The sequence below is a fragment of the Xanthomonas sp. NCPPB 2864 genome (assembly GCF_056675615.1).
In genome coordinates, this window is the sequence record NZ_JBWWVS010000011.1 from 1 (window position 1) to 18,692 (window position 18,692).

Here is an 18,692-nt window from a genome sequence, read left to right on the forward strand (position 1 = left end):
CTCCTGCAGAGAGGCGAGGGGAGAAGGGAAGATGTCGCACGCGAGTGACCAGCCACGCAGCGCAGCGATCGCGCATGCAGGCCGTCACCGCCGCCACCGGCGCGCACTCTCAATCGGCGCCGGGGACGGACGCCGGCACGGGGCCTGACCCGTGCCGCGCAGAATGTTAGCGCTACCACAATCGCGACCGAAAAAAGCCGCGCGATGGAGCGAAGCTGAAGATGGCATGCCGATCCCGAGTGAAGCGGTCTGCCCGACTTTACCCAGCCCGGCGCCGAAAGGCTTGCTGCGCTGCGAGATGTGCGCTGCATCGAGCATCTGCGGCACACCTCCAGCGGTGATCGGCTCGCCAGCGCCCCGGCACCGCCAAACCAGCGCCGGACACCCCGCCCGCAAGCGGCTGACCTCCCGTTCAGCCGCGTACGCGCGGCGCCGGCCCGCCGCGCGCCGGGCAGCTACAATGGCCGGCTTATGACCGCTGTCCTGCCGCTGCCGCAACCCCTGGCCGACCCCGCGCCGCGCGACCCGCGCCAGCGGCTGCAGCGTGAGCAGCTGCGCCTGGGCAAACGCCTGCAGCGCCAGGTGGGCCAGGCGATTGCCGACTTCGGCATGATCGCCCCCGGCGACAAGATCATGGTCTGCCTGTCCGGCGGCAAGGACAGCTACACCTTGCTGGACATGCTGCTGCAGTTGCAGCGCAAGGCGCCGGTGCCGTTCACCCTGGTGGCGGTCAATCTGGATCAGAAGCAGCCCGGCTTCCCCGCGCAGGTGCTGCCCGCTTACCTGCGCGGGCTGGACGTGCCGTTCGACATCGTCGAGCAGGACACCTATTCGGTGGTCAGCCGGGTGATTCCGGCCGGCAAGACCATGTGTTCGTTGTGCTCGCGGCTGCGGCGCGGCGCGCTGTATGCCTATGCGCAGGCGCATGGCGTGACCAAGATCGCGCTTGGCCACCATCGCGACGACATCGTGGCCACGTTCTTCATGAATCTGTTCCACCACGCCCGGCTCGCGGCGATGGCGCCCAAGCTGCGCAGCGACGACGGCGCGCATGTGGTGATCCGCCCGCTGGCCTACGTGCGCGAAGCCGATATCGCCGCCTACGCGCAGGCGCGCCAGTTCCCGATCATTCCGTGCAACCTGTGCGGCAGCCAACAAAACCTGCAGCGCCAACAGGTCGGGCGGATGCTGCAGCAGTGGGACCGCGAGCAGCCCGGGCGGGTCGAGCAGATCGCCCGCGCGCTGGGCGATGTGCGGCCCGAGCAACTGGCCGACCGCACCCTGTTCGATTTCCTGGCGCTGGGCCGCAACGGCGATGCAGCACCGCCCGATCCCGATCCCGATTCCAGCGCCTGGCTCGCCGCCAGCGACAGCGCACACGACAGCGACTGACGCGGCCATCGCGGCGCCGGCAGTCTTTCCACCCTCCCCTTTTCTTCCTCCTCTTCGGTCTGACGCATGTTCTTTCGTAATCTCACCCTGTTCCGTTTCCCGACCACGCTGGATTTCTCCGAGATCGACACGCTGCTGCCGCAAGTGCAGCTCAAGCCGGTCGGCCCGCTGGAAATGAGCTCGCGCGGTTTCATCTCCCCGTTCGGCCGCGACGAGCAGGAAGTGCTCTCGCACCGTCTGGAAGATTTCCTCTGGCTCACCGTCGGTGGCGAGGACAAGATCCTGCCCGGCGCGGTGGTCAACGACCTGCTTGAGCGCAAGGTCGCCGAGATCGAAGAGAAGGAAGGCCGTCGCCCCGGTGGCAAGGCCCGCAAGCGCCTCAAGGACGACCTGATCCATGAGCTGCTGCCGCGCGCCTTCGTCAAGAGCTCGCGCACCGATGCCATCCTGGATCTGCAGCACGGCTACATCGCGGTCAATAGCTCCAGCCGCAAGAGCGGCGAGAACGTGATGAGCGAGATCCGCGGCGCACTCGGCAGCTTCCCGGCACTGCCGTTGAATGCCGAGGTCGCACCGCGCGCCATCCTCACCGGCTGGATCGCCGGCGAACCCTTGCCCGAAGGCCTGAGCCTGGGCGAAGAGTGCGAGATGAAGGACCCGATCGAAGGCGGCGCAGTGGTCAAGTGCCAGCACCAGGAACTGCGCGGCGACGAGATCGACAAGCACCTGGAAGCCGGCAAGCAGGTCACCAAGCTGGCGCTGGTGCTGGACGATAATCTTTCGTTCGTGCTCGGCGACGATCTGGTGATCCGCAAGCTCAAGTTCCTCGATGGCGCACTGGACCAGCTCGAACACAGCGAAGACGACGGCGCACGCGCCGAACTCGATGCCCGCTTCGCGCTGATGAGCGCCGAAATCCGGCGCCTGTTCCTGCTGCTGGAGACCGCGTTGAAGCTGAGCAAGGCCGAGTAAGCGCAACGGTCGAACGGTGGCGTCGTATCGTCGCGATCGATGCTCGAGTCAAACGCCCGGTGAGTGGAGTGCGCGGTGCCCTCACCGCTCGCGGGACACGCCGTGCATCCGTTCGTGGAGGCTCCTTGGCGGCATCCATGCCGCCAAGGGTTCCGCAACCGGCAAGGACACCGCACCAGTCAGTTGGTCGGCTGCTTTCTTGAAAGCGTGTCGTCCGGCTGCGCTGCGCCAGACATTGAAAAGTTTGCAGCTTGCGTGTCGAAAACCTGTCCACCGCTCGGCATGCGAAGGAGGGGAGTGAAAAGCTGGTCGACGCACAGTGATCCGACCGGCGCAGGTCATGCCCTGCTTGCAACCACACACCGACCATCTCGACTGGCCCTTGCCCGCTCGCCGTCGCGGGACCTTACGCGGCATGGATGCCGCGTAAGAGCCTACAAGGACGTACTTGCGGCGTGTCCCGCGATGGTGGGCGGGCAAGGGCCCTGCAGCCAAGTCGCCGATCAGCCGCTCTGCAACTGTTCCATTCGCGCTATCCAGTACGACACCCAAAACACAGAGACTTGGCCGTGCTGGGCGGGCAAGGGCCCTGCAACCAGGCCGCAGCTCTAGCGACGTCGGCTGCGCCCACCTGGCGGTGGGCAGCGTCGTTTGCCAGTCGCTCAAAGAAGTCGCGCCAACATCGAATGCATCAATCGCCCCGTCTCACCACCTGACACATCGCAGCGCTATCCTGTGCCGATGTTCAAGCCCGTCCGCCGCCTTATCGCGCCCGCCCCGCAGGTTGTCGAACGCGATCGCCTGCGCCTGCAGCTGGACGGGCGAGAGATCGCGGTGCTGCGCGTGCGCGACCCGCGTGCGCGGCGCATCAAGCTCAGTGTGGACGAACGCGGCGCGCGGCTGACCTTGCCACTGCGCGCAAGCCTGGTGGCCGGCGAACGCTTTCTGCAGACGCATCTGGACTGGCTGAGCACGCAATTGTCGCGTTATCAGCAGGTCGATGCGTTTCCGGCGCTGGAGCGTGGCGTGCCGGGGCTGCTGCCGTTACGCGGTGCCCTGTTGCCGCTGAGCTGGCACGACGGGCGCTACGCACGCATTGAGGTCACCGATGACGGCGCGCAATTCCATGTGCCGACCCGGCTGGGCGATGCAGGTTTGCGCCGCACGCTGAAAGAATTCTACGAAGCGCAGGCGCGCGCCGATGTCGGCCGCTGGTTGCCCACCTATCTGCCCGGCCTGCCGCGCGCTCCGGCGCGGGTGCGGCTGAAGGTGATGTCCTCGCAGTGGGGCTCGCTGGCACCGGATGGCTCGATGGCGCTGGATCTGGCGCTGGTGCTCGGCCGCCCGTCCGCGTTCGAATACGTGCTGGTGCACGAGCTCTGCCACCTATTGCAGGCCAACCACTCGCCGGCGTTCTGGGCCGAGGTGGAACAACGCTTCCCCGCCTGGCGCGACGAGCGCAGCTATTTCCACGAGCACGGCCGCCAGCTCAAGGCGCAACTGCGGCGGTTGTTGCAGGTGGAGTGAGGCAGGTCGTCGCGATGCAGTTGCCGTCGCTGTGGCGGCGCTCCTGCAACGATCAAGGCGCAAAGTCGGGGCGCCAATGCGCTTCGGGCTTTCGGAGAGCTGCTGCGCGATGGCGCGGCTAGCGAAGCGACATAGCGCCACGTGGCTGCGCTAGCGCCATTGGTAAGACGCGGCGCGCGCAAGGTGGCGGCAGGCCAGCGGCGACAGCCACGCAAAGCGCCTGGTCAGGGCACACTCGATGGCCGCGATGCCGGCCTGCAGCTCGCGTGCCGATCCCCAATGGTCGGCGTCGCAGGCCACCGACCAGACCTCATCCAGGCGCCGGCGATCGTCCGGATTCAGTTGCGGCGACGCGTGCACCGTCTCCAGGAACGTCCCTGGCAAACTCCACTGCTCGAAGGATTCGATCGCGGCGACAAGCGGGTCTGGATGGCCCATTGCGCTAGCTCAACGGTGCCAGGATGCCGTGCGCCGCTGACGATGCCTGCTGGCACTGAGGTCTGCTGTCGCATGCAAGGCAGCAAGCACGAACGTCAGCGCCATGGCATCGCGCAGGACGCATGCACGCATTCCACGCATCACGTGTGCGGCGGCGGCAACGACGCCAGGAATCCATTGATCACCGCCGCCACCGCGTCCGGTGCTTCCATGTGCACATGGTGCGTGCCGGGCAACAACTGCAGGCGTGCATCGCGCATCAGTGCCACGCGGTGATCGCGCAGGGCATCGGGGAAGTACACCTGCGCCGGCGTGGCGAAGATGGCCTGGGTCGGGCAGGCGATGGAGGCCAGCAATACGTCGATCTGCGCTTCGGTCATGCGGATGGCGGTGGGCAAGGTCAGGCGCGGGTCGCTGCACCAGCTGTAGCCGCCTTCGACCGCGCAGACCCCGCGCTCCACCAGCAGCCGCGCGGCCGGTTCGGTGAGCTGGTTGGCCATCATGCGTGCGCGCACCGGCATCTCCATCGACGGAAACACCCGCAACGGCCGCTGCGCCAGCGTGCGTGCCGACGCCACCGCATCGCGCAGGCGGGTGGCGGTGCTCTCGACCGGCTCGGCCAGCGCGCCCAAGGCCTCGATCGCGATCAAGGCCTCGACGCGTTCCGGCGCCGCAGCGGCCAGCAGGCTGGCGACGCCGCCGCCCAGCGAGTGGCCGAGCACGCTGAAGCGCTCCCAGCCCAGCGCATCGGCTACCTGCAGCAGGATCGCGATCGCGCTGCTGAGCGTGTATTCGGCGCCGGTCGGCAGCCACGCGCTGTGGCCGTGGCCGGGCAGATCCAGCAACACCAGATCCAGGTCCTGCGCGTGCAGATGCGCGCTCAGCGGCAGGAAGCTGGCGGCATTGTCGAGCCAGCCATGCAGGGCCAGCACCCGGCGCGGGCCACGTTCGGGGTTGCGCAGCCCGGTGACCCGGCCGATCGCCAGGTCGCACGCAAACGGCTCCAATCTCACGCGCGTCGCGCCACTGCGGCCAGTGCCTGTGCATGCGCCGGGCTGGCGTTGAGGCAGGGGATGTAGCTGAGCGTGGCGCCGCGTTCGGCCAGCGTTTCGGCAAAGCCCAGCGCCACTTCTTCCAGGGTTTCCAGGCAGTCGGTGGCAAAACCCGGGCAGACCAGGTCGAAGCTGCGCACGCCGCCTTCGGCCAGTTTCCACAAGGTCGGCTCGGCGTACGGCTGCAGCCAGCGTTCCGAACCGAAGCGCGACTGGTAGCCCATCTGCCATTCGTCCGCGCCCAGGCCGAGCGCGGTGACGATGGCCTGCGCGCTGCGCTCGCATTGCTGCGGATACGGGTCGCCGGCATTGGCCACGCGCTGCGGCAGGCCGTGGAAGGAGAACATCAGCTTCTCGCTGCGCCCATGCGCCTGCCAGTGCGCGCGGATCGAATCGGCGATCGCCGCGACCCAGCCGGCGTCTTCGCAATAGTCCTGGATCACTTCCACCGCGATCTCCGGCGCGCTCGGGCGCCAGGCATCGATCACGTCCTGGATCGAGGCGGTGGTGGTGGTGGAATACTGCGGATACAGCGGCAGCACCACGATGCGCCTGATGCCGCGCGCGCGCAGGCCATCCAGCGTCTTGCGCAGCGCCGGGGCGCCATAGCGCATGGCCCACTCCACGTGCCAGTCCGGCATGACCTCTTTCAGGCCCTCGGCCAGACGGCGCGTGTACACCGCCAGCGGCGAGCCGTCCGGCAGCCAGACCTTGGCGTATTTCTCGGCCGACTTGGGCCCGCGGATCGGCAGGATCACCCCGTACAGCAGCGGCTTCCAGAACAGCGGCGGGATCGCGACCACGCGGCGGTCGCTGAGGAACTCGGCCAGGTAGCGGCGCACGGCCGGGGCGGTGGGCGACTCGGGGGTGCCGAGATTGACGACCAGCAGGGCGGTATCGGGGGTGGTGTTCATGCGCACCATTCTGGCAGAGCGCAGCAGCGCTGCCGAGGACAGCGCATCGATCGCCGCCATTGACCGCCTCTGCCCCCGGTTGCGCTCACCACCGATTCATTGCGCCACCACTAACGTCGCGCCATTGCTATCTTTGACGGATTGTCCTCTGGAGCTTGTCATGCCTCGTCTGTCGCGCCTGGCCCTGTTGTTGTCGCTGACCTTCGCCGCCGGCCATGCCGTCGCCGGCCCGGAAGAGGACCAGCGCGCGCGTAACGCGGTACGCGTGCTCAACGAGATCATGAAGATCCCCGAGCAGGCCATTCCGGACAAGCTGCTCGACGAGGCGCGCGCCATCGTCGTCATCCCCGACACGCTCAAGGCCGGGCTGGTGATCGGCGGCCGGCGCGGGCATGGCCTGATGTCGATGAAGAATGCCGACGGCAGCTGGTCGCAGCCGGTGTTCGTCAAGCTCACCGGCGGCAGCATCGGCTTCCAGGCCGGCGTGCAGTCCTCCGACGTGGTGCTGGTGTTCCGCAACGACCGCAGCCTGGACAACATCGTCAACGGCAAGTTCACCCTCGGTGCCGATGCCGGCGTGGCCGCCGGCCCGGTCGGCCGCAATGCCGCCGCCGCCACCGACGGCCAGCTCAAGGCCGAAATCTGGTCGTGGTCGCGCGCCCGTGGCCTGTTCGCCGGGGTGGCGCTGGACGGTGCGGTGCTGCAGATCGACGATGCCGCCGACCTCAACGCCTACGGTGGCGGCGCCACTCCGCGCATGATCTTCGAAGGCCGCACCAACGAGCGTGCCTCCACCGACGTGATCGCCTTCCGCGACCGCCTGGAAGAGGCGACCTACACCGCACGCGCCAATCGCGGTACCGATGGCAGCGCCGACGACGGGGCCAGCGCGCCGCGTCCGGCAACGCCGCCGCCGGCACCGGCGACCACCACGCCGCCGCCAGCGGTGAACGAGGCCAGCACCGTGCCGATGCAGCCCAGCACGACGCCACCGCCGCAGCAGGGCTTCCAGCCGGTGTCCGATGGCGAAATCCGTACCGAATCGCTGGACGGCAACCGCTGACAGGCTGTCATCCCCCTGCGCGGTGCGCTGGGGTATCCTGCGTCTTCCTTCTTCTTCAGCAAGCGAGCAGATCATGGGCGGTTTCAGCATTTGGCACTGGCTGATCGTGCTGGTGATCGTGTTGCTGGTGTTCGGTACCAAGCGGCTCACCAGCGGTGCCAAGGATCTCGGCAGCGCGGTCAAGGAATTCAAGAAAGGCATGCACGACGACGACAAGCCGGCCGGCAAGCTCGGTGACGACACCCGCACGGCCGAGCAGGCACGTGAGGCGCAGGCCGAGCGCGATCGCGACGCGCGTTGATCCGGAGCGGCGTCGGTGTTTGACATAGGTGTTGGCGAACTGACGCTGATTGCGATCGTCGCCCTGGTGGTGCTCGGTCCCGAGCGCCTGCCCAAGGCGGCCCGGTTTGCCGGACTGTGGGTGCGCCGCGCGCGCATGCAGTGGGATTCGGTCAAGCAGGAGCTGGAGCGCGAGCTGGAAGCCGAAGAGCTCAAGCGCAGCCTGCAGGATGTGCAGGCCTCGCTGCGCGAAGCCGAAGACCAGCTGCGCACCAAGCAGCAGCACCTGGAGCAGGGCGCCCGCGCGCTGCACGACGAGGTGGGGCGCGATATCGATATCCGCAGCACGGCCACACCGGTGGCGACACCGCTGGAGCTGGCGCATGCGGATCTGCCGCCCGGGGCGACTGCCGTGTCGGCAGCGGGCGCTGCGGATGCGGCCGACCATGAGGCCGCACCGGTCATTGCCCAGGCCCAGCCGATTGCGCCAGCGCCCCATCAAACCTTGGTACCGGCCCCGCACGACACCGTGGTGCCGGCGCCGCATGCCGCGCATCTCAGCAGCACCGGCGCGCAGGCGCCGGCCACCGCCACGCCGCTGGAGCCGAGCACGCTGAAAGCGCCGAGCGAGCCGACCGCGCCACACAAGATCCAGGAGAAACAGCCGTGAGCCTGTTCGACGACGCACAGGCCGAAAGCAGTCTGATCGAGCATCTGGTCGAATTGCGCGCGCGCCTGGTGCGCGCCCTGATCGGCCTGGGCGTGGTGCTGCTGGCGTTGCTGCCGTTCTCGCGTGCGATCTATTCGTGGCTGGCCGCGCCGCTGATTTCGCAGCTGCCGCTGGGGCAGACGATGATCGCGATGAACCCGGCCGGCGCGTTCTTCGCACCGCTCAAGCTGACCTTTTTCGTGGCGGTGTTCGTCAGCGTGCCGTGGCTGCTGTACCAGGCCTGGGCCTTCGTGGCGCCGGGCCTGTACCAGCGCGAAAAGAAACTCGCATTCCCGTTGCTGGCCTCGGCGGTGGCGCTGTTCTACATCGGCTGCGCGTTCGCGTATTTCCTGGTGTTGCCGGCGGTGTTCCACTTCCTGACCACGTTCAAGCCGGACGTGATCGCCATTACCCCGGATGCCAATTCCTACCTGGATTTCGTGCTGGCGATCTTCTTCGCCTTCGGTGCGAGCTTTGAGCTGCCGGTGGCGTTGGTGATCTTGGTGCTGCTGGGCTGGGTCAGCCCCAAGCAGCTGAGCGAAGGCCGCGGCTATGCCATCGTCGGCATCTTCATCCTGGCCGCGGTGCTCACCCCGCCGGACGTGGTCTCGCAGCTGATGCTGGCCATCCCGATGTGCCTGCTCTACGAGCTGGGTATCGTCGCCTCGCGCGCGGTGGGGCCGAAGCCCGCCTAGCGCACTCGCCGCGCTTAGGCGCGTGCCGACATGCAGCTGCGCAACCCGGCATCACCCGGACGCGATCACCCACGTGGGAGCGCACCCGGGCGCGACCGGAGCTCTCCCGTGGAAGGCTTCGTCGCGCTCAGGCGCGCTCCTACGGGTTGGGATGGTCAGGCGGCGAACACGTTGGCGCGAGCTAGGGCGTCCCCGGGAAAGCTTCGTCGCGCCCGGGTGCGCTCCTACGGATCAGGGTTTCGTTGTCGGCACATCGCCGGTCAAGGCGATCAGGCGGCGAACACATCCGGGCGCGACGGTGCCGTGGGCTGCGCGGTTGCGCCTGCGTGGGTGAACATCTGCTTCCATGCGGCGTACACCGAACCGGCGAATACCGGCATCAGCACCGCCATCAGCAGCAGCTGGGCCAGCCACATCGCCACGGTCTGGCCGGCCACCAGGCCGACGATCAGCGCCACGATCATCACCGCGAAATAGATGGCGAAGATGGCGATGAAGGCCAGCACGAAGAAAACCAGCATCGCCGGCAGGTTGTGCAGGCTGGCGCGCAGGCTCTCGCGCAGCGCATGGCCGCCGGTGCTGCGGTCGAACATCACCTGCGGCGGCATCACGAACAGCGCCAGCGTCATCGCCGCGAAGGTGGCGATGGTCAGCAGCAGCCACAGCAGGATGCGCCCGGCCGGCAGGCTGGCGGCCAGTTGCTCGATCTGCACCGGGTCCGGCTGCGCGCCGGACTGGCTGATCTGGTTGATCTTGATCATCACCTCGGACAACTGCTGCAGCCCGCTGGCGCCGATCATCACCAGCAGCAGCACGCCCAGCAGCAGGCCGGCGATCAGCTGCGGCAGCAGCGACACCAGCAGATGCGGCGCGCGGCCGTCCTGCAGGCCGTGCAGCAGATGCGACGGCTTGGCGATGCGGCCTTCGTCGACCTCGCGGATCGCCCACAGCAGGCCGCCCATGAACAGCGGGCCGGCCAGCACCAGCAGGAACTGCAGGGCCGGGCCCAGCAGCGGCACCAGCACCGACAGCGACACCACCAGGGTGGCCGCCACGCTCCAGATCACCCCCAGCGAGCCAAGCGCCAGCGGCGCCCGCTTCAACAGCGAGAAACCGGTCAACAGCCATTCTGCGCCGGCAGACGCCGGCACCTTGCGGATTTCGCTCATTCCCATTCCGGATCGATACGCACCGGACCATCCGGCGTGGCGCGATTATCGCTGCTTTTGCGTGTGTGCGGCGGGATGAGTGGTCACTGTTTGCAGGCCGCGTGCGTGATGCACGAACCGGCGCAGCAGCTTGCGGGCGATCGGCGCGGCGGTGACCTCGCGGGCGACCGTGCGGGCGCAGTGCCCGTGGCGGGCAATGCACTCGGCGCGCGCCTGCACATAGCCGCGCATGTGGTGGGTGGCGAACTCGGGGTGGAACTGCACGCCCCAGGTGGCCTGCCCCCAGCGGAAGGCATGGCAACGGTCCTGCCGCGAATGCGCCAGCACGATGGCGCCGTCCGGGGCGCGCACCACGGTTTGCATGTGCGTGGCATGCGCCGGGAAATGTGCGGGCAGGCCGGCAAACAACGGATCCTGCTCGGCTGGCGGGTGCAATTCCAGCGCGATGGTGCCGGACTCGCGCCCGGCCGGGTTGTAGTCGACTTCGCCACCCAGCGCGTGCGCCAGCAGCTGGTGCCCGTAGCAGATGCCGAGCAGTGGCATGCCCTGGTGGGCGGCATCGCGCAGCCAGGCGGCACTGCGTTCGCTCCAGTCGGCGCGGTCGGTGACGTAGGCGGCCGAGCCGCTGACGATGGTGCCGGCAAAGCCGCCGCGGTCGGGCAGGCGGCCGCCGTTGGCGACATCGACGGCGACGGTCTCATGCTCGGCCAGCCCGGCCGCGACGCGGATCCAGTGCCGAAAACGGCCGTATCGCTTCATCTCCGGCACGGGATGCCCGGTTTCGATGATCAGGAACGGCAAGGCGGACATGCGGACGGAAATCCAGCAGCGACTGATGTGCCCGATTGTAGGCAGCTCCAGGCGGTTTTTTTCAAGTGGCGTGCCAACGCATGCGGCTAAGGTTATTCCGGATGGCTATGTGCTGATGGCTGGGGGCGGGGCGCTGGTTACTTGCGCTGTGTGGATGTAAGAGCAGCGATGGCTGGAGATGGTTTGTGCCAGGTCGGTTGCCGACTCGGTTGCCGCGGTGATCGTGCGCCGCCGATCTGGTTGTACTCGGCCGTGCCGTGTACCTGGTCAATGGTGAGACCGAGCCCCTGCCAATGGCGCAATGTGCGTGCCGACGTACCCTCATCCGCCCTTCGGGCAGCTTCTCCCGGTGGGAGAAGGGAGCAAACGGTGGAAGAACGGAGCGAGCCCCTCTCCCGCCGAGCGAGAGGGCATGGCTTGCGTGTCACTTGCGCGCGTGTCTTGGAGCGCCCGCGTCGCAAGCGCGGGCCGGGGCGCGGGGCGGGGGTTGGGGGTGAGGGGCGCCTGTGCCGATAACCGTGCAAGTCCCAGGCGATCCGCCTAGTCCCGCGGCGGCAACACCGACAGCACCTCTTCCACCGTGGTCAGCCCGGCGGCGACCTTCTCCAGGCCGGTGCGCCGCAGCGTGCGCAGGCCCTCGCCACGTGCAGCGTGGCTGAAGCTGGCCAGGTCGGTGTCGGCGCGGATCAGGCTGCGCAGGCGCGGGCTCACCGGCAGCAACTCGTACAGGCCGACACGGCCTAGGTAACCGGTGCGGCGGCATTCCAGGCAGCCGACCGGCGCGTGTACGTTCAGCACCTGCGGCAGCGCTTCGCCCGGCTCGCGGATCGCCGCCCACTCGTCGTCGCTGAGCGTATGCGGGCGCTTGCAGTGCACGCACAAGGTGCGCACCAGCCGCTGCGCCAGCACCCCGTTGAGCGTGGACGCCACCAGGTAATGCGGCACGCCCAGATCCAGCAGGCGGGTGATCGCCGAGGCGGCGTCGTTGGTGTGTAGCGTGGACAGCACCAGATGCCCGGTGAGCGAGGCCTGCACCGCCATCTGCGCGGTCTCCAGGTCGCGGATCTCGCCGATCATGATGATGTCCGGGTCCTGGCGCAGCAGCGTGCGCACGCCGCTGGCGAAATCCAGGTCGATGTTCTGCTGCACCTGCATCTGGTTGAACTCGGGCGCGATCATTTCGATCGGGTCTTCCACGCTGCATACGTTCACGTCCGGCGTGGCCAGGCGCTTGAGCGTGGAATACAGCGTGGTGGTCTTGCCCGAGCCGGTCGGGCCGGTGACCAGCACGATGCCGTGCGGGCGCTCGACCAGCGCGCTCCAGCCGGCGGCCTCTTCCGGGCTGAAGCCGAGCTGCTCGATGCTCTTGAACGCCGAATCCGGGTCGAAGATGCGCATCACGCACTTCTCGCCGAACGCGGTGGGCATCGTGGACAGGCGCATTTCCACCTCGCGCCCGCCCGGCGACCGGGTCTTGATGCGGCCATCCTGCGGGCGGCGGCGTTCGGCCAGGTCCATGCGGCCGAGCACCTTGATGCGGCTGACCACCGCGGTCATCACCGACGGTGGTACTTCCAGCACCTTGTGCAGCACCCCGTCGATGCGGAAGCGCATGCGCCCTGCCTCGCGACGCGGCTCCAGATGGATGTCGCTGGCCCGCTGTTCGTAGGCGTACTGCAGCAGCCAGTCGACGATATGCACGATGTGGTGGTCGTCGGCATTGACGTCGCCGGCGCGGCCCAGTTCCACCAGCTGCTCGAAACTGGGCAGGCCGGCACCCGGTTCGGCGCTGCGCACATCGCCGCGCGCGCCGCGCACCGACTGGGTCACGCCGAAGAACTCCATCGTGTAGCGATGCAGGTCCAGCGGGTTGATCAGTGCCAGCTCGATGCGACGCCGGCTCAGATGCTGCACGTCGGCCAGCCATTCCAGCGCCAGCGGCTCGCTGGTGGCGATCAGCACGCGCTCGGCATCCAGCGCCAGCGGCAGGATGCGGTGGCGGCGCGCATACGCATGCGAGACCACACCGGTGACCGCGGCCACATCGATGCGGGTGGGATCGATGCGCAGATAACGCAGGCCGGTGCGGGTGGCCAGCCATTCGGTCAGCCGTTCCAGCCCGAGTTCGCCGGCCGGCGGCTGCGCGGCATGCAGCTTGAGATTGGCCAGCAGCACCAGCGGATGCACCTCGCTGGCATTGCGCACGCCGGCGGCGGAGAACTGCACGCGCTCGTGTTCATGCGGCACCACCATGCCATCGGCGAGCAACGCGGCAGCCACCGGGTCGAACATCAACCGGCCGCGCGGCAGGATCGCCGCTGCGCTGTCTGGATCGGCCGTACGCCGCTGTTCCATGTTCGATGTTCCCCTGCGGCGGTGCTCCGCGGCAAAGCGCTGCGGGTCGGCCGGTATACTAGCGCACCCCTTCCGCACGGCCTTTGCTGCATGTCCGATTCCCGGCGCGTTCCAATCACTTTCCAGGGCCTGATCCAGACCCTCAACCAGTACTGGGCCGAGCAAGGCTGTGTGCTGATCCAGCCGCTGGACCTGGAAGTGGGCGCAGGCACGTTCCATCCGGCCACCTTCCTGCGCGCACTGGGACCGGAGCCGTGGAATGCGGCCTACGTGCAGCCCTCGCGCCGCCCCACCGACGGCCGCTACGGCGAAAACCCCAACCGCCTGCAGCGCTATTACCAGTACCAGGTGGCGATGAAGCCCAACCCGGACAACATCCAGGACCTGTACCTGGGGTCGCTCAAGGCCCTGGGTATCGATCCGCTGGTGCACGACCTGCGCTTTGTCGAGGACAACTGGGAATCGCCGACGCTCGGCGCCTGGGGCCTGGGCTGGGAAGTCTGGCTCAACGGCATGGAAGTCACCCAGTTCACCTACTTCCAGCAGGCCGGCGGACTGGAGTGCAAGCCGGTGCTCGGTGAGATCACCTATGGGCTGGAGCGGCTGTGCATGTACCTGCAGAGCTGCGACAACGTCTACGACCTGGTATGGACCTACGGCCCGGACGGCACACCGGTGAGCTACGGCGATGTCTACCACCAGAACGAGGTGGAGCAGAGCGCCTACAACTTCGAGCATGCCAACGTGGCCGAGCTGTTCCATCGCTTCGACGCCTGCGAAGCCGAAGCCAGGCACCTGGTCGAGGTCGGTCTGCCGCTGCCAGCCTACGAGCAGGTCACCAAGGCCAGCCATGCGTTCAACCTGCTGGATGCGCGCCGCGCGATCAGCGTCACCGAACGCCAGCGCTACATTCTGCGCGTGCGCGCGCTGGCGCAAGGCGTGGCGCAGGCGTATTACGCACAACGCGAGAAGCTGGGCTTTCCCGGAGTAAAGAAGTAACCAAAGCCCCTCTCCCCCGGGAGAGGGGTTGGGGTGAGGGGACGGAGGCGCAGTCCTCCTGCACCCAGACTCCACAGAGCTTCGCCGGTCCCCTCATCCGCCTCTTCGAGGCACCTTCTCCCGACGGGAGAAGGAACACGCAAGCTTCTCTCCCCACGGGAGAGGGGTTGGGGTGAGGGGACGGGGCGCAGCCCTCCTGCACCCAAACTCCACAGAGCTTCGCCCGTACCCTCATCCGCCCCTTCGGGGCACCTTCTCCCGACCGGAGAAGGGAACACGTAAAGGTCCACGTCTTATGAGCGAACAACTTCCCCTGCTGATCGAACTGGGCACCGAAGAGCTGCCGGTCAAGGCGCTGCCGGGTCTGGCGCAGGCTTTCTTCGATGGCGTGCTGCACGGTCTGGAAAAGCGCGGCGTCGCGGTCACCCGGGGCGATGCCAAGCCGCTGTCCACACCACGCCGCCTGGCGGTGCTGCTGCCGGGCGTGGCCACCGAGCAGCCCGAGCAGCGCTCCGAAGTGCTGGGTCCGTATCTCAACATCGCGCTGGATGCCGAGGGCAAGCCGACCAAGGCGCTGGCCGGTTTCGCCGCCAAGGCCGGGATCGACTGGACCGCGCTGGAGCGCACCAGCGACGCCAAGGGCGAGCGCTTCGTGCACCGCGCGGTGACGCCGGGCGCGCGCACCGCCGACCTGCTGCCCGACATTCTGCGCGAAGCGATCGCCGCGATGCCGATCCCCAAGCCGATGCGCTGGGGCGCGCACGAATACGCCTTCGCGCGGCCGGTGCAATGGCTGGTGCTGCTGTTCGGCGACAGCGTGGTTCCGGCCGAGCTGCTGGGCGTGCGTGGCGATCGCCTCAGCCGCGGGCACCGCTTCATGCATCAGGGCGAGGTGTCGCTGGCGGCACCGGGCGATTACATCGAGGCCTTGCGCGCGGCGCATGTGCTGGTGGATGCGGACGCACGCCGTGCGCGCATCGTCGAAGAGGTCGAAGCCGCCGCCAGGCAGGCCGGCGGCAGCGCACGCATCAGCGACGACAACCTGGAGCAGGTGGTCAACCTGGTCGAATGGCCGTCGGCGGTGCTGTGCAGCTTCGAGCGCGACTTCCTGGCGGTGCCGCAGGAAGCGCTGATCGAAACCATGGAGATCAACCAGAAATTCTTCCCGGTACTGGACGACGGCGGCAAGTTGACCGAGCAGTTCATCGGCATCGCCAATATCGCCTCCAAGGACGTGGCCGAAGTCGCCAAGGGCTACGAGCGGGTGATCCGTCCGCGCTTTGCCGATGCCAAGTTCTTCTTCGACGAAGACCTCAAGCAGGGGCTGGAGGCGATGGGCGCGGGCCTGGCCAGCGTCACGTATCAGGCCAAGCTGGGCACGGTGGCCGACAAGGTGGCGCGTGTGGCGGCGCTGGCCGAGGCGATCGCGCCGCAGGTGGGCGCCGATCCTGCGCAGGCGCGTCGCGCTGCGCAGTTGGCCAAGAACGACCTGCAGTCGCGCATGGTCAATGAATTCCCGGAGCTGCAGGGCATTGCCGGGCGTCATTACGCCAAGGCCGCCGGCGAACCGAGCGAGATTTCGCTGGCCATCGACGAGGCCTACCAGCCGCGTTTTGCCGGCGACGACATCGCACTGTCGCCGCTGGGCAAGGTGCTGGCGATTGCCGAACGGCTGGATACCTTGGCCGGTGGCTTTGCGGCCGGTTTGAAGCCGACCGGCAACAAGGACCCGTTCGCGCTGCGGCGCAATGCCCTGGGGCTGGCGCGGACGGTGATTGAGAGTGGGTTTGATCTGGATTTGAAAGAGCTGCTTGTAGAGGCTAGAAATCAGATCAATGTCCAAGCAAGTGCCAGACAATTGCTCAAGACAGAAACTGCGATCACCAAAGCAAAAGATGCCGGTGCTGCCTTGCCGCCATCTGTTGAAAAGGACGCACACACCGCGTTAGCGCAGGCGGCTCAAGATGCAGAGATTTTTGACTTCATCCTCGACCGCCTACGCGGCTACTACGCAGACAAGGGCGTTCCTGCCACCCACTTCAACGCGGTCGCCGCACTGTTCTCGGTCGCGCCCGAGGGCGCTCCTACAGGGCTCGTAGGAGCGCACCTGGGCGCGACCCACGGCTCCCTCTACGACTTCGACCGCCGCATCGATGCGATCGGCATCTTCGCCACGCTGCCCGAAGCCGAAGCCCTGGCCGCAGCCAACAAGCGCATCCGCAACATCCTGCGCAAGGTCGAGGGCGAGATCCCCGGCGATATCGACACCAGCCTGCTGCGCGAACCGGCCGAAGAAGCCCTGGCCGAAGCGGTGGAAGCGGCCATCGGCGATACCGGCGATGCGCTGCACCGGCACGACTACGTCGCCGTGCTCGCACGCCTGGCGCGGTTGCGCCCACAGGTGGACGCGTTCTTTGACGGGGTGATGGTCAACGCCGAAGACGCGCAATTGCGCGCCAATCGTCTGGCCCTGCTGAAGAAGCTCGGCGACCGCCTCGGCAGCGTCGCCGCCATCGAGCATCTGTCCAGCTGATGGCCGCGTCCGCCGGCGCGGCGCACTGGCAGACCGCGCAGGCCGCATTGGCACGCCGCGACCTGGGGGTGGCGGCGTCTGCGTTGCAGGCGCTGCTGGAGGTGGAGCCGGCGCATGTGGCGGCCCGCGTGCTGCTGGCCGGCACCGTGCTGGCCAACGGCAGGATGCGCGAGGCGGTTGTGCAGCTGCGGCTGGCCGCAAACGATCTGGGCGACGACGTGGCGATGCGTTGCCGCGTGGCGCAGGCCTTGTTGCGGGTCGGCGAGCATCGCGCACTGCATGCCTTGCTGCGGCACCCGTCGGTGACGCAGTGCGAGGACGGCGCGACCTTGGCCTTGCTCGCGCACGTGCATCAATCGCTGGGCGAACATGTCGACGCACTGGCGATGATGCAGCGTGCGCAGGCCTGCGGATTCGATGGACCGGATTTTCGTTTCTTCCTTGCGGTGCAGTTGCAGTTCAATGGTCGCCTCGATGAAGCGGCGCAGGCGCTGGAGCATGCGCTGGCGCACACGCCCGGCTATGGCCGCGCGGCGTTGACGCGTGCGCGCCTGCGCCGGCAGAGCGCCAGCAGCAACCATGTGGAACAACTGCGTCGGCAGTTGCAGCTCGCCAAGCCCGACAGCGAAGATCGCGCCGGGCTGGCGTTCGCGCTGTACAAGGAGCTGGAAGACCTCGGCCAGACCGGGGCCGCCTGGGACGCGCTACAGCACGGCAACGCGGTGATGCATGCACGCCTGCGTCATGACGCCGACGCCGAGGCGGCGTTGTACGCGCAGCTGGGTGCGCTGGCCGGCCAGGGCCTGTTCGCCGCGCAGCAAGCCCCCGTCGCACACGGCCCGCAACCGATCTTCGTGCTCGGTTTGCCGCGCTCGGGCACCACGGTGCTGGAGCGGATGCTGGGCAATCATTCCCAGATCGTGTCGGCTGGCGAGTTGAACGACTTCGGCCATCAACTGCGCTGGGGCGCCGACCAGGCCGGTCGCAGCCTGCTGGATGCGCGGCTGCTGCAGGCCTTGCCGACGCTGGACTACGCGCAGATCGGCGCGCGTTACCTGGAACAGACGCAATGGCGGGCCGGAACGGCACGCTGGTACATCGACAAGTTACCGGCCAACGCAGTGGCGATCGGCGCGATTGCCCGTGCCTTGCCGGGGGCATTGATCGTGCATCTGGTACGCGAGCCGATGGCGGTGTGCTTCTCCAATTACCGCGCACTGTTCGGCGACTCCTACGCCTACAGCTACGACCTGCACACGCTGGCGCGCCACTATCAGGCGTATCACGCCCTGATGGCGCAATGGCGCGCGGCATTGCCGGGCCGGGTGGTCGATGTGGACTATGCGCAGATGGTGCACGATCCATCCGCGGTATTGCAGCAGTTGATGGCGCGCTGCGGGTTGCAGATCGAGCCCGGGCAGATCGATATCACCCGCAATGCGGCCGCGTCGGCCACGCTGAGCAGCGTGCAGGTGCGCGAAGGCGTGCATGGGCGCAACGTCGAAGAATGGCGGCGCTACGCCACGCAGCTGGAGCCGCTGCGGCAGGCCTTGTTGCATGCCGGCCTGATCCAGACCGACGCACGCTGACAACGGCCAGCGAAACGACGCGGAGACGCCGCCGCGAAGTATGCAGTGTGGCAGCAAACAAAGTGCCTCCGTGTCGCCAGCCTCGTCGTGTCTGGCCACTCCAAGTTCGCCCACTCGCAGCAGCGGCGATCCCCAAGCGCTCGACCCAAAAACGCTTGTCTCAAAACGCCAACGGCAGCCCCGTGGCTGCCGTTGG

At 67.7% G+C, this 18,692-nt stretch carries 16 protein-coding genes; 10 read left to right on the plus strand and 6 right to left on the minus strand.

The annotated features are described in order from the left end of the window. Window positions 1–471 precede the first annotated feature (471 nt). The 3 genes from ttcA to AC1KVE_RS18265 all read left to right on the plus strand — a co-directional run bounded on the left by ttcA (window position 472) and on the right by AC1KVE_RS18265 (window position 3,891). The gene (gene ttcA, locus AC1KVE_RS18255) at window positions 472–1,392 is read left to right on the plus strand and encodes a tRNA 2-thiocytidine(32) synthetase TtcA (protein WP_481092855.1); all 921 of its coding nucleotides are present in this window, start codon (window positions 472–474) and stop codon (window positions 1,390–1,392) included. Window positions 1,393–1,458: 66 nt separating this feature from the next. Then, window positions 1,459–2,364 carry a recombination-associated protein RdgC gene (locus AC1KVE_RS18260; protein WP_007974628.1) on the plus strand — a complete coding sequence of 302 codons (906 nt, stop codon included), beginning with the start codon at window positions 1,459–1,461 and terminating at the stop codon, window positions 2,362–2,364. A gap of 741 nt (window positions 2,365–3,105) precedes the next feature. Next, window positions 3,106–3,891, plus strand: a complete 786-nt coding sequence (locus tag AC1KVE_RS18265) for a YgjP family zinc-dependent metalloprotease (RefSeq protein WP_435013234.1) — start codon at window positions 3,106–3,108, stop codon at window positions 3,889–3,891. A 150-nt stretch (window positions 3,892–4,041) separates the two neighbouring features. On the opposite strand, the gene AC1KVE_RS18270 is transcribed toward AC1KVE_RS18265, so the two are convergent. From AC1KVE_RS18270 to hemH, 3 genes are all read right to left on the minus strand, one after another. Continuing rightward, the gene (locus AC1KVE_RS18270) at window positions 4,042–4,329 is read right to left on the minus strand and encodes a hypothetical protein (protein ID WP_104569517.1); all 288 of its coding nucleotides are present in this window, start codon (window positions 4,327–4,329) and stop codon (window positions 4,042–4,044) included. Window positions 4,330–4,469: 140 nt separating this feature from the next. Further along, a complete protein-coding gene (locus tag AC1KVE_RS18275) occupies window positions 4,470–5,336 on the minus strand; it encodes an alpha/beta fold hydrolase (protein WP_104569518.1) in 867 nt (288 codons plus the stop codon). A gap of 2 nt (window positions 5,337–5,338) precedes the next feature. Next, complete coding sequence (gene hemH, locus AC1KVE_RS18280; protein ID WP_039521260.1) at window positions 5,339–6,304, minus strand: ferrochelatase; 966 nt, start codon at window positions 6,302–6,304, stop codon at window positions 5,339–5,341. 151 nt (window positions 6,305–6,455) lie between these two features. Between hemH and AC1KVE_RS18285 the strand changes: the two genes are divergently transcribed. From AC1KVE_RS18285 to tatC, 4 genes are all read left to right on the plus strand, one after another. Next, on the plus strand, window positions 6,456–7,358 hold the full coding sequence (locus AC1KVE_RS18285) for a lipid-binding SYLF domain-containing protein (protein ID WP_024937602.1): 903 nt from the start codon (window positions 6,456–6,458) through the stop codon (window positions 7,356–7,358). A gap of 73 nt (window positions 7,359–7,431) precedes the next feature. Beyond that, window positions 7,432–7,659 carry a Sec-independent protein translocase subunit TatA gene (gene tatA / locus AC1KVE_RS18290; protein ID WP_016904256.1) on the plus strand — a complete coding sequence of 76 codons (228 nt, stop codon included), beginning with the start codon at window positions 7,432–7,434 and terminating at the stop codon, window positions 7,657–7,659. Window positions 7,660–7,674: 15 nt separating this feature from the next. Then, window positions 7,675–8,307, plus strand: a complete 633-nt coding sequence (gene tatB / locus AC1KVE_RS18295; protein WP_481092856.1) for a Sec-independent protein translocase protein TatB — start codon at window positions 7,675–7,677, stop codon at window positions 8,305–8,307. Next, on the plus strand, window positions 8,304–9,041 hold the full coding sequence (tatC, locus tag AC1KVE_RS18300) for a twin-arginine translocase subunit TatC (protein ID WP_024937600.1): 738 nt from the start codon (window positions 8,304–8,306) through the stop codon (window positions 9,039–9,041). Before tatB ends, tatC begins: the two co-directional genes overlap by 4 nt. Window positions 9,042–9,310: 269 nt before the next feature. Here the strand turns inward: tatC and AC1KVE_RS18305 are convergent, their stop codons facing one another. The 3 genes from AC1KVE_RS18305 to AC1KVE_RS18315 form a co-directional block, all read right to left on the minus strand. After that, the gene (locus AC1KVE_RS18305) at window positions 9,311–10,210 is read right to left on the minus strand and encodes a BPSS1780 family membrane protein (RefSeq protein ID WP_016904253.1); all 900 of its coding nucleotides are present in this window, start codon (window positions 10,208–10,210) and stop codon (window positions 9,311–9,313) included. A gap of 45 nt (window positions 10,211–10,255) precedes the next feature. Continuing rightward, window positions 10,256–11,020 carry a glutamine amidotransferase gene (locus tag AC1KVE_RS18310; RefSeq protein ID WP_115510014.1) on the minus strand — a complete coding sequence of 255 codons (765 nt, stop codon included), beginning with the start codon at window positions 11,018–11,020 and terminating at the stop codon, window positions 10,256–10,258. 540 nt (window positions 11,021–11,560) lie between these two features. After that, a complete protein-coding gene (locus AC1KVE_RS18315) occupies window positions 11,561–13,375 on the minus strand; it encodes a GspE/PulE family protein (RefSeq protein WP_054591723.1) in 1,815 nt (604 codons plus the stop codon). 90 nt (window positions 13,376–13,465) lie between these two features. Here AC1KVE_RS18315 and glyQ point away from each other — a divergent pair, with 90 nt between their 5' ends. The 3 genes from glyQ (at window position 13,466) to AC1KVE_RS18330 (ending at window position 18,496) form a co-directional block, all read left to right on the plus strand. Next, window positions 13,466–14,374 (plus strand): glycine--tRNA ligase subunit alpha, encoded by a 909-nt coding sequence (glyQ, locus tag AC1KVE_RS18320; RefSeq protein WP_039513568.1) that lies wholly within the window; start codon window positions 13,466–13,468, stop codon window positions 14,372–14,374. A 295-nt stretch (window positions 14,375–14,669) separates the two neighbouring features. Next, the gene (glyS, locus tag AC1KVE_RS18325; RefSeq protein WP_481092857.1) at window positions 14,670–16,907 is read left to right on the plus strand and encodes a glycine--tRNA ligase subunit beta; all 2,238 of its coding nucleotides are present in this window, start codon (window positions 14,670–14,672) and stop codon (window positions 16,905–16,907) included. After that, on the plus strand, window positions 16,907–18,496 hold the full coding sequence (locus AC1KVE_RS18330) for a tetratricopeptide repeat-containing sulfotransferase family protein (RefSeq protein ID WP_481092858.1): 1,590 nt from the start codon (window positions 16,907–16,909) through the stop codon (window positions 18,494–18,496). The genes glyS and AC1KVE_RS18330 overlap by 1 nt, the downstream gene beginning before the upstream one ends. Window positions 18,497–18,692 lie beyond the last annotated feature (196 nt).